Annotated in this window: 8 protein-coding genes; 5 read left to right on the forward strand and 3 right to left on the reverse strand. The window is 34.7% G+C overall.

Going from position 1 to position 11,145, the window contains the following annotated elements; genetic code table 11:
- Positions 1–76: 76 nt before the first annotated feature.
- Positions 77–4,426 carry a CusA/CzcA family heavy metal efflux RND transporter gene (locus tag E0Z07_RS17725; protein ID WP_006261773.1) on the forward strand — a complete coding sequence of 1,450 codons (4,350 nt, stop codon included), beginning with the start codon at positions 77–79 and terminating at the stop codon, positions 4,424–4,426.
- A gap of 10 nt (positions 4,427–4,436) precedes the next feature.
- On the forward strand, positions 4,437–5,648 hold the full coding sequence (locus tag E0Z07_RS17730) for an efflux RND transporter periplasmic adaptor subunit (RefSeq protein ID WP_006261774.1): 1,212 nt from the start codon (positions 4,437–4,439) through the stop codon (positions 5,646–5,648).
- A gap of 203 nt (positions 5,649–5,851) precedes the next feature.
- Here E0Z07_RS17730 and prmC read toward each other — a convergent pair whose 3' ends face one another.
- On the reverse strand, positions 5,852–6,694 hold the full coding sequence (gene prmC, locus E0Z07_RS17735; RefSeq protein WP_036496764.1) for a peptide chain release factor N(5)-glutamine methyltransferase: 843 nt from the start codon (positions 6,692–6,694) through the stop codon (positions 5,852–5,854).
- A 34-nt stretch (positions 6,695–6,728) separates the two neighbouring features.
- Between prmC and ribD the strand changes: the two genes are divergently transcribed.
- The 3 genes from ribD (at position 6,729) to E0Z07_RS17750 (ending at position 9,614) form a co-directional block, all read left to right on the forward strand.
- A complete protein-coding gene (gene ribD / locus E0Z07_RS17740) occupies positions 6,729–7,799 on the forward strand; it encodes a bifunctional diaminohydroxyphosphoribosylaminopyrimidine deaminase/5-amino-6-(5-phosphoribosylamino)uracil reductase RibD (RefSeq protein ID WP_006261776.1) in 1,071 nt (356 codons plus the stop codon).
- Complete coding sequence (locus E0Z07_RS17745) at positions 7,799–8,425, forward strand: IMPACT family protein (RefSeq protein WP_006261777.1); 627 nt, start codon at positions 7,799–7,801, stop codon at positions 8,423–8,425. Before ribD ends, E0Z07_RS17745 begins: the two co-directional genes overlap by 1 nt.
- Before the next feature lie 151 nt (positions 8,426–8,576).
- Entirely contained in the window at positions 8,577–9,614 is a 1,038-nt protein-coding gene (locus E0Z07_RS17750) for an alpha/beta hydrolase family protein (RefSeq protein WP_006258583.1), read from the forward strand.
- Positions 9,615–9,673: 59 nt separating this feature from the next.
- Here the strand turns inward: E0Z07_RS17750 and E0Z07_RS17755 are convergent, their stop codons facing one another.
- Entirely contained in the window at positions 9,674–10,414 is a 741-nt protein-coding gene (locus tag E0Z07_RS17755) for a hypothetical protein (RefSeq protein ID WP_006258584.1), read from the reverse strand.
- Between the two features lie 136 nt (positions 10,415–10,550).
- Positions 10,551–10,958 carry an acyl-CoA thioesterase gene (locus tag E0Z07_RS17760; protein ID WP_006258585.1) on the reverse strand — a complete coding sequence of 136 codons (408 nt, stop codon included), beginning with the start codon at positions 10,956–10,958 and terminating at the stop codon, positions 10,551–10,553.
- Positions 10,959–11,145: the final 187 nt, after the last annotated feature.

An 11,145-nucleotide genomic window follows, 5' to 3' on the forward strand; every position in this document is an offset into this window, starting at 1 on the left:
TAAAGTTAACTCTTGTTATGGCGCGTTACTTAGCCCATACAACACATCACAAATCATTTTTAAGACTATTACTACTATGTTAGATAAAATCATACATTTTAGTATCCGCAACAAGTTTATTATTGGACTATTTGTTCTAGGGCTAATCACGCTTGGGACTTATTCTCTCCTTAATTTACCAATGGATACTCAACCTGATATAACCAATAATCAAGTTCAAATTATCACTAGTTCTCCTACACTAGCAACACAAGAAGTGGAACAATTCATCACCTATCCTATCGAGCAGGCTGTAAAGCCTATTCCTAATATAACGGAACTTCGCTCTATCAGTAGGTTTGGACTAAGTGTGATCACTGTAGTATTTACAGAAGACACGGATATATACTGGGCTCGTAATCAAATATCAGAAAAACTAAAAACTGCTGAAGAAGTCATTCCTAAAGGAGTAGGAACACCTGAGTTAGCTCCTGTGAGTACAGGACTAGGCGAAATATACCAATATGTAGTCTACCCTAAAGAAGGGTATGAAGAAAGATACAATAGTATGGATCTACGTACTATACAAGACTGGATTATCAAACCGCAACTGGTAGGTGTAAAAGGAGTGGCTGAAGTAAACACCCTAGGAGGTCAATTAAAACAATACGAAATAGCAGTAAAACCTGACTTGCTTAACAGTATGAACACCTCTATCCTTGAGATATTTAACGCACTAGAAGCCAATAACGAGAATACTGGAGGGGCTTATATTGACAAAAAACCTTATGCTTACTTCATCAGAAGTGTGGGAATGGTAAAAAGCATAGAAGACATAGAGCGAATCGTAGTGAAGTCTAACAACGGTACACCTGTATTAGTGCGCGATGTAGCAGAAGTACGCATCGGGAGCAGTATTCGATATGGTGCTGTGACTAAAGATGGAAAAGGTGAAGATGTGAGTGGTATGGTGATGATGCTGAAAGATGCCAATACACAAGAAGTGGTCAAAGCGGTAAAAGAAAGAATCACTCAAATAGAAAAAACACTACCTGAAGGGGTAGCAATAGAACCTTTTATAGATAGAACTAAATTAATCGACAAAACAGTTAGTACCATTCAAACTAACCTTATCGAAGGTGCTCTGATTGTCGTATTTGTACTAGTATTGCTTTTAGGAAACTGGAGAGCAGGGCTAATCGTTGCTTCTGTAATACCTCTAGCCTTATTATTCGCTATTTCTATGATGAAGTTATTCGGTGTAAGTGGTAACTTAATGAGTTTAGGAGCGATTGATTTCGGATTAATAGTCGATGGAGCTGTTATTATTGTAGAAGCCATAGTACATCGACTCCATGCAGGTAAAAATAGAGTGCTCACCCAAGACGAAATGAACACTGAAGTATATACTGCTTCGTCTAAAATAAGAACAAGTGCTTCGTTTGGAGAAATTATTATCCTAATCGTGTACTTGCCTATTCTAGCTTTAACAGGCATCGAAGGAAAAATGTTTGGCCCTATGGCGATGACGGTGTCATTTGCTATTCTAGGAGCTTTCATTCTTTCGCTTACTTATGTACCTATGGCCTCTTCGTTATTCTTATCAAAGAAAGCAGGAAAAGAAAAACCAAACTTTAGTGATAAGATTATTGACAAACTATATAGTTGGTATAAACCTCTATTAGAAGGTGCTTTTAAAATAAAAAGAATCGTTCTAGCTATTGCTTTTGGATTATTTGCCATTGCTTTATTTGTCTTCGGTCGTATGGGAGGTGAGTTTATTCCTACTCTAGACGAAGGGGATTTAGCTACACATATTATTATCTCTTCTGGTAGTTCGCTATCCCAAGAAATAGAGACTACGACTAAAGCAGAACAGATTCTAATGGAGCGCTTCCCTGAGGTGAAAATGGTCATCTCAAAAATAGGTAGTGCAGAGATTCCAACAGATCCTATGCCTATGGAAGCTGCCGATATGATTATTATTTTAAAAGAGAAAAAAGAATGGACATCAGCTAAAACCAAAGAGGAACTTATTTCTCTAATGGAAGAAGCGTTAGAAGAAATACCGGGAGTAACGACAGAGTTCTCTCAACCTATCCAAATGCGTTTTAACGAACTAATGACCGGAGTAAGAAGTGATGTAGCGATTAAAGTGTTTGGAGACGACCTAGATCGCCTAGCGAGTATAGGAGATGAAATAAGTGGTCTAATCTCAGGTGTACCTGGTGTAGCTAGTACTAAACTAGAAAGAGTAAGCGGATTACCACAGATATCGATTAAGTATAATCAAGATAAACTTGCGCTATATGGGCTTACCATATCTGAAATCAGTCAAGTCGTAAGAGCTGGTTTTGCAGGAGAAACTGCAGGAGTAGTTTATGAAGGAGAAAAGAGATTTGACCTAGTCGTACGCTTAGAAAGCAATTCTAGACAAGATATTGAAAACCTTAGAAATATGTTTATTCCATTAGCGAATGGGCAACAAATTCCCTTAGGGCAAATCGCTAATATCGACTATGAAGACGGTCCTCAACAGATCAGTAGAGAAGATGGTAAAAGACGTATTGTATTAGGATTTAATGTCCGCGAACGAGATGTAAAAAGTGTGGTGAATGATATTCAAGCCATCTTAGATAAAAAACTAGATATGCCTGATGGATACTTTATCACTTATGGAGGACAATTTGAAAACTTAGTGGAAGCAACAAACCGATTAATGGTAGCTGTACCAGTAGCTCTAGCATTAATATTTGTGTTGTTATACTTTACTTTTAAATCAGTAAAACAGTCCTTGATGATTTTTACTGCTATTCCTCTTTCTGCTATCGGTGGAGTAGCTGCATTATGGCTTAGAGATATGCCATTTAGTATCTCAGCAGGAGTTGGATTTATCGCACTTTTCGGAGTCGCTGTATTAAATGGTATCGTACTAATCGGTCAGTTTAACTCACTTAAAAAAGAAGGTATGGATTTATATGAAAGAATAATAGAAGGAACTAAAATACGTCTACGCCCTGTATTACTTACAGCAGCTGTAGCTTCTCTAGGTTTCTTACCAATGGCACTGAGCACTAGTGCTGGAGCAGAAGTACAAAAACCCCTAGCTACAGTAGTTATTGGAGGGTTAATCTCTGCTACTATCTTAACGTTAATCGTCTTGCCTATTATCTATTACTATGAAGAAAAAGGATTGGGAATAGGCAAAAAAAATAAAACTATAGTAGCCTCTACTCTATTATTACTAATAGGAATAGGTACACAAGCACAAGAAGTCAAAAAGCTTACATTACAAGAGGCCTTAGAACTAAGCGTAGCAAATAATAAAGGAATAAAAGCGGCAGAGTATAATACAATTGCTCAAAAGCAAATGATAGGAACGTACTTTGACCTAGCTAAAACAGATATCTCAACAGGTTTTGGGTATTTAGATACTAAAGAGAAAAAGGACATTACCTTGTCTATTTCTCAATCTTTCTCACCGTTTACCTATGGAAAGAAAAAGTCTGTTCTAAATAAGGCTTACGAGACAGCTGTTATCCAACAACAAGGAGCTGTTAATGTTACGGAATACGCAGTAAGACAAGCTTGGGAAAACTTATTGTATGCACTTTCAAAAGAAGTACTACTCAAAGAACAAGCAGACTTGTTAAAGGATTTTTCTAAATCAGCTAAGCTTCGCTATGAAACAGGTGAAACTACACTGATGGAAAGTAATGTAGCTTCTGCTAAAGAACAAGAGTTAAGAGTACTTATCACACAAAATAAAACAGGGATAGACAACGAAACTTCTAAGCTAAAAGCTCTATTAAACTTAGAGGAAGATTTCATCCCTATGAACACTGATATTGTGTATGACAAACACGAGGCGGATGTTGACTTTGATTTGAGTTTAAACAACACTATTCAGCTAGCAGAAAAAGAGATCGAAACAATAGAAGCAAATAGAAGACTAGAGAAGGCAAACTTCTTACCTGACTTCTCATTAGGTTATAATATAAAATCAGATTCAGGAACTGTAACAGGGAGTAATGGACTACCTGTCACTTATGGGAAAGAATTGCGTGTACCAAGTTATACTGTTGGGATTTCTATACCTATCTTCTTTGGTAGTCAAAACGCTAAGGTAAAAGCGATGAAGTATGAAATACAACAAGCTACAGTGCAAAAAGAATACCTGCACAAACAATTAGAAGAAAATGTTCAACAACAATTTGACATTATCAAAGCACAAGAGAAAGTAATCGATTACTATCAAGAAAATGCTTTAAAGAATGCTGCTCTTATCAAAGACCACGCTAAGAAATCTTATAATAATGGGGATATCTCTTATGTAGAATACATTCAATCCGTAGAAACAGCACTAGCGATTCAGATGAATTACTTAGATGCTATTCTACAGTATAACCTAAGTCACAATACCCTACATTATTTAGTAAACCAATAATATCAGAGAAATGAAAAAGTCGATTATATTTTTATCAATAGCTACAAGTATTCTATTATTTAGCTGTAAAAATGCTGAAGAAGACCATTCTGGTCATGATCACGAAAACGAAAAAACAGAGAGTACTACAAAAACAGAAGCGAAAGAAGAATCTGCTAATAAAGAGGTAGAGCTCAACCAAGCTCAATACACTGCTTCTAACATTCAACTAGGACAAGTACAGCAAAAAAACTTAAGTGATGTCATTCGTGTAAATGGTAATACTGAGCTTCCTGCTCAAAGTCAGGCTGATGTATCTTCTTTTTTAAGTGGTACAATCACAAATATCAATGTGAATCTAGGAGACTATGTAAAAAAAGGGCAAACAATAGCAATTATAGATAGTCCTGAATATATTCAGCTACAAGAGGAATACCTCGTTTCTAAAAACACATTAGAATATTTAGAACTAGAGTATAAACGTCAGCAAACTCTAAGAGCAGAGAATGTCAACTCTGAAAAGACATATCAGAAGACTAAATCAGACTTAAATATAGAACGCGCAAGATACCAATCTTTAAGCAATAGACTAAGCTTAGTTAATACAGCTCCTGGGTCTATCTCTAAATCGTTGAGAATAGTATCTCCTATATCTGGTAATATAGCTACTATACCAGTCAAAATAGGTACTAATGTTATGGCGGGGCAGTCTCTATTTACTATTGTAGATAACTCTAGAATTCACTTAGATTTATTAGTGTATGAAAAAGACATGCCTTTTATCAAAATAGGACAAAAGGTCTCTTTTAACTTTACTAATATCAATAATTCAGAGGTAACTGCTACTATTTTTAGTATCAATAAATCTTTTGAACCTGGTACTAAAACCGTAATCGTACATGCTAATATTGATAATGTACCTGAGACTCTGATACCAGGACTTTATGTTAATGCATTAGTACATATCGGAGAGAGAACAGTAGATGCTCTGCCTAATGACGCGATTGTCAAAGCAGATGGACGTGAGTTTATTTTCATTCTAGAAGATGCTCATAAAGAAGAAAGCGGTATGTCATATCACTTCCAAAGAATAGAAGTCAAAGCAGGAGTATCAGAATTAGGGTACTCACAGGTAACAGTCTTACAAGACATTCCTAAAGACAGTCAGATTGTACTATCTGGTGCTTACTATATTCAAAGTCACTTGATCAAAAACGAAGGAGGCGGAGGACACGCTCATTAATCTAATTATAACTAATAAAGGCTATCCTAATGATAGCCTTTATTAGTTTATATGTCCTTATTCAATAAATTCTTAATTATAAGTTCATGAGAATTGCTTACAATACTTGTGAGGTGTTACTACTAGAAATAGAATATTCCATAAATTCAGCTACTACAGCAGGAAAAAGCTTTTATCTCTATGACGTTAATTACTCTACTCACTTATCGTTTAACAGCTTTAATCATTCTATCATTTCCTACCATATCTTTTCTTAACTCTACACCTGTGAAATCAAGAGATTCAAACAATGTTTTAGTCTCCTCTCCTAAATACTGGTTAATTTCATAGAACAACATACCTCCTGTTTGTAAGTTGTTATTGGCTAGAAGAGCTATCTTTCTATAAAATATCAGTGGATCATTATCTTCTACGAATAGAGCTAGATGAGGCTCATAATCTAATACATTCTTTTTTATTTCTACTTTTTCTAAGTTGCGTACATAAGGAGGATTAGACACTATAATATCGTACTGACTCTTCAACTTTTCTAGTTGTAATACATCTTGTAAAATCGTTTCCACAGCCACTCCATTACTTACTGCATTCTGTTTCGCTACTTCTAAAGCCTTATCAGAAACATCCATTAAAGTAACTCTAGCTAGAGGTAATTCATTCGCTAATGTTATTCCTATACAGCCACTTCCTGTTCCTATATCTAATATTCTAATAGGTTTAGATGGGTTGACACTATTTATTATCCACTCTACTAATTCTTCTGTTTCTGCTCTTGGAATAAGAGTAAACTCATTCACCTTAAAGGTCAATCCGTAAAAATAGGCTTGCCCAAAGATATATTGAATTGGTTTTTCTTGTTTTAATTCTTCTAATACAGATTCCCATACTGCTACCTTATCTGTCTGCATCGTTGGATTCATAACTAGATCAATTCTAGTTTTCCCTTCTATCTCTTCTAAAGCAATCAAAAATAATTGCTCCGCTTCCACAGCATCATAAATAGGAGTTAAACTCTCTTTAAAATAGGATTGGTAGTACTTTATCTGCATAGTATTCTTTAAAAACAAATGTTTTAGTTTAATTTTGTTCAAAGATACATTATTATCAATTTTGGAAAGACACGAATTATATATTTCTCGCTGTATTCAGTTAGCACTACAAGGAACTTATGCTGCTATGCCTAATCCTTCTGTAGGAGCTGTGGTAGTACACAACAATCGCATTATCGGAGAAGGCTTCACTTCTCCTTATGGAGGTCCTCATGCTGAGCCTAATGCAATAGCATCTGTTCAGAATCAAGAACTACTAAAAGAGAGTACTTTATATGTCAGTCTAGAGCCATGTAGTCACTTTGGTAAGACTCCTCCGTGCTGTGACTTGGTAATCGAAAAGAAGATACCTAAAGTCGTTATCGGTACTGTAGATCCCTTTGCAAAAGTATGTGGCAGAGGAATTCAAAAAATGCGTGATGCAGGAATAGAAGTAATAGTAGGTGTATTAGAAAAAGAATGCCAAGAGAGTAACAAGCGCTTTTTTACATTTCACAATCAAAAACGCCCTTATATTATCTTAAAATGGGCTGAGTCTATAGATCACTTTATTGCTCCTATACAGAGAGCTACTAATAGACCTTTCTGGATATCGAATACCTATTCTAAACAATTAGTACATCAATGGAGAAGTGAAGAAATGGCTTTTTTAGTAGGTACACAGACAGTCCTTAGTGATAATCCTTCTCTTACTACAAGAGATTGGTACGGCAAAAGTCCTATCCGTGTATTCATTGATAGAATTGGCAAAATAGACAACTCCTTTAGCATTAAAGATAATAGTGTCAAAACGATCTGTATCACAGCTAATCAAGACTTAGTCTCTACTGATAATCTAATCTATGAGCATGCAGATTTTAATCAACCTCTAGTACCACAGATTCTAGATATTTTATACAGACATCAGATTATGTCTGTTGTAGTAGAAGGTGGTACACATACACTTCAGCATTTTATTGATGCTGAGTTATGGGATGAAGCAAGAGTATTTATTGGAAATACTCCAATAACAGAAGGTATCCCTGCTCCTCATTTTTCAGGATTTGATAAAGTAGTAAAACATCGTATTTTAGACAACGAATTAAGAATAGTATATCGCAAATAATGGCAGAAGCATTAGATTCATATAAAACAATAAGTAGACCAACAGAAGAAGTATTGTATAAAGAAAAGAATAGTAAGTTTTTTGGCTATGCTTTTCCTATTCAACGCGAAGAAGAAGTAAAAGAAATCATCGATCGCATCAAGAAAGAGCATTATAATGCGCGTCACTGGTGCTATGCCTTTCAACTTGGAGCAGAACAGGTATACTATCGTGCTAATGATGATGGAGAACCTAGTAATACTGCAGGTGCTCCTATCTATGGACAAATACAATCTTATGAGGTCACAGATATTTTAATTGTGGTAGTGCGTTATTTTGGCGGTATAAAGCTGGGCGTAGGAGGACTAATCACTGCCTATCGTGCAGCAGCTCAGATGGCCATGGAAGAAGCGAATATTATAGAAAAAACAATTGATAAGAAGTTTAAAGTTCGCTTTGAGTACAAAGACATGAACAATGTCATGCGTGTAATCAAAGAAAAAGACTTAAACATTCTAAGTCAAAAAATGGAAATGAGCTGTGAAATAGAGTTATCTATACGCAAAAATGAATATGAACAAGCGCTAGCTGCTTTTGTTCCATTTTATGAAGTAAAAGTTGTCGAAGAAACGGACGAAGCATATTAGTTTCGTTCTTTACTTTCACTCAATAGTCTATTTTAGATACAATTAGCTTTTTCTCCTTTATTTGTAGTTTCAGTACTGAAAAAATACTGTTGAGTTAAATATATTATTTTTCTATTCGCGTACCTGCTTATATTTGGCTAAAAATACAGCTATGCGTTGGAAAATACTTGCAGCAATCTTTACTACCTTTCTCATTATTTTTCTTTATTTTTTCTTCTTAGGAAGTCAAGATTTTGATGACACGACGATTACACAAAAGGAAGTAATCTTTACTTCACAAGGAGAGGAATTGTCTGCCACTTTATTTCTACCTAAAAAAGAGTTTTTTAAAACTGCTCCTATCGCTATTTTTATTCATGGAGATGGCCCACAAAACAAGACCTCTAACTCAGGCTACCTTCCTTTAATACATCATCTAGTAGATCAAGGAATTGCTGTATTTACTTGGGACAAGAAAGGTATAGATAAAAGCAAAGGAAATTGGTTAAACCAATCCATCACGGACAGAGCTGTAGAAGCTAAAGATGCTTTTGACTTTCTAGTACATGACAAAGGAATTGCTCCGAATAGAATTGGATATCTAGGTTTCTCTCAAGGAGGCTGGGTCATTCCGAAAGCAGCTATCCTTACTAAGCCTGCTTTCTCTGTTATCATCGGAGGAGCCGTTAATTGGATGGATCAAGGTTATTACTATACAACGAAACGCTTAGAGGAAGAAGGATACTCAGAACAAGAAATAAAACGAAAAGCAGACTCTATACAGCAAGCAGATTATAAACTATTCACTGATTTTAATGATTGTACAATTAAAGAATCAGAAATAGAAAAAGATAGATTCTTATTCATTGCTAGAAATCTCAAAGCTGATTCTTCTGTTGATTTACAAAATATGCAAGGTCCTCTATTAGCCTTATGGGGAAGTGATGATCTTAATGTCCCTGCTGGTACCAATGCTCAACTTTATCAACAATATACTTCTAATAGAGAATCAGACACTACCACTATCAAAGTATATCCAAGAAGTACACATGGTCTACTAAATGCAAAGTTATTCAACTATCAATTAGATGCGCAATGGCCTGAATGGAAAAAGTGGTTATTTGTCTTCCAAGGTCGTAAAGCTTATAGTAAAGATGCTTTATTTGATATCTCTACTTTTATACTTAAGACCGATAAAAAAACTGAATAATAGCGTACTATTACTCAGTTTCTATAATAATATCATGATATGATTCTACATTAAAATCATTATTCTTCTAAATCCATAAACCCTAAGAAATCAATATATTCTTGAGCTAAATAAAGTTTAAAACCTTCTGTGCGTTCTACTTTTATTTTTTCAAAACTAGGCTGAGCTACTACGTAGTAAAGAAATGCCTCTAAACGTTCTTCAGGAATTTTAAAATCCTCTAACAGTTCTTCTCTAGTGTAGTCATCTAAGAACTGCTGCACTTTTATATCTAATTTTTCATAAAGAATCGCCTGTTTATCTCTTTTCTTTTGACCAGATATCATATTAACTAAGGCATCTAAACTAATTCCCATTCCATAGTTAGATGTTGAGGAAAAAACAGTATTATTCTTTTTATAACGTTTCTCTGCTGCTGTAAGGTTTTTATTAGGAACACCTTCAAAGAAGTCATCACCAAAATCTTTGCGAACAATGATAATCTCATCTAAGGACTGCCCTTTTTTAGTCATTAGTACATTAAATCTACTGGCATTCAAATCTTCTTTGCCAATGATATAATTAACAGAAGCTAACTTCTTATCAGAAAAACGAATAGTATCCCCTACAGCTGCATCCATGATAAAATACCCACGTCCATCAGCTTTAGTCACTTCTTTACTTCTTTTATTTTCAATAGTAACAGGTACTACATTCCCATCATACAAACGTACACGACCATCTAACAACTTTGGTTCTTGTGCATACGTCCCTATTGATAAAAGTGTACCTAGGCTCATCAGCCAATATACTGGTTTCATAATTTATAATCTTTTGTGTAAATATAAATATTTGTTTTAAGTAATGCTGTACCTAATTTGTCTTTTTTACCATTAAAAGACAACTAACAAAAACAATTGTTCAACTAGATTATTTTTATTCACTCTAAAATGACTGCTATTTTTCTAACATTTGTATTTTATCAACAACATAATCTGGTGCAGCCATTGGTCTTCCTGTTTCCATATTCACAAACACTAAAACGGAATTACCTGTTGTTAATAAATCGCCTTTTTCGTTATATAGTTCATAATCAAATTCTATCTTCACAGAACTAAGTTTTTTAAAGATTGTACGTATGGTTAAATCGTCATCGTAGAAGGCTGATTTCTTATAATTCATAGTTAACGATACCACAGGTAACATAACACCAAGTTCCTCCATTTTCTTATACGATATACCTAAGTTCCTCAACCACTCAACTCTCCCAATTTCAAAGTATTGCGCATAGTTACCGTGATATACAACGCCCATTTTATCTGTCTCCGCATAACGTACGCGAACCTTATAATCAAAATATTTCATAATCTTTCTAATAAACTTGTGAGTTATTTTTTTTCTTATACTTAACAAATTATTTTATACTTTGCAATGACAAAAAGGTTTTTTTATCCCAAAAATTGTTCACATATTTGCCACTGAAATAAGAGGTCATTTTCTCCCCTTGAAAATCCCTCAAAAGTAGTAACTGTTTTTATAATTCTAACCTAAA

Origin of the sequence: Myroides odoratimimus, from assembly GCF_004337635.1 — a bacterium.
Taxonomy (GTDB): Bacteria; Bacteroidota; Bacteroidia; order Flavobacteriales; family Flavobacteriaceae; genus Flavobacterium; species Flavobacterium odoratimimum.

What these genes read in the sequence shown, in the direction of transcription:
- E0Z07_RS17725 (WP_006261773.1), top strand. Translation starts at nt 77, where the DNA reads ATGTTAGATAAAATCATACATTTTAGTATCCGCAACAAGTTTATTATT.
- E0Z07_RS17730 (WP_006261774.1), top strand. Translation starts at nt 4,437, where the DNA reads ATGAAAAAGTCGATTATATTTTTATCAATAGCTACAAGTATTCTATTA.
- prmC (WP_036496764.1), bottom strand. Translation starts at nt 6,694, where the DNA reads ATGCAGATAAAGTACTACCAATCCTATTTTAAAGAGAGTTTAACTCCT.
- E0Z07_RS17745 (WP_006261777.1), top strand. Translation starts at nt 7,799, where the DNA reads ATGGCAGAAGCATTAGATTCATATAAAACAATAAGTAGACCAACAGAA.
- E0Z07_RS17750 (WP_006258583.1), top strand. Translation starts at nt 8,577, where the DNA reads ATGCGTTGGAAAATACTTGCAGCAATCTTTACTACCTTTCTCATTATT.
- E0Z07_RS17755 (WP_006258584.1), bottom strand. Translation starts at nt 10,414, where the DNA reads ATGAAACCAGTATATTGGCTGATGAGCCTAGGTACACTTTTATCAATA.
- E0Z07_RS17760 (WP_006258585.1), bottom strand. Translation starts at nt 10,958, where the DNA reads ATGAAATATTTTGATTATAAGGTTCGCGTACGTTATGCGGAGACAGAT.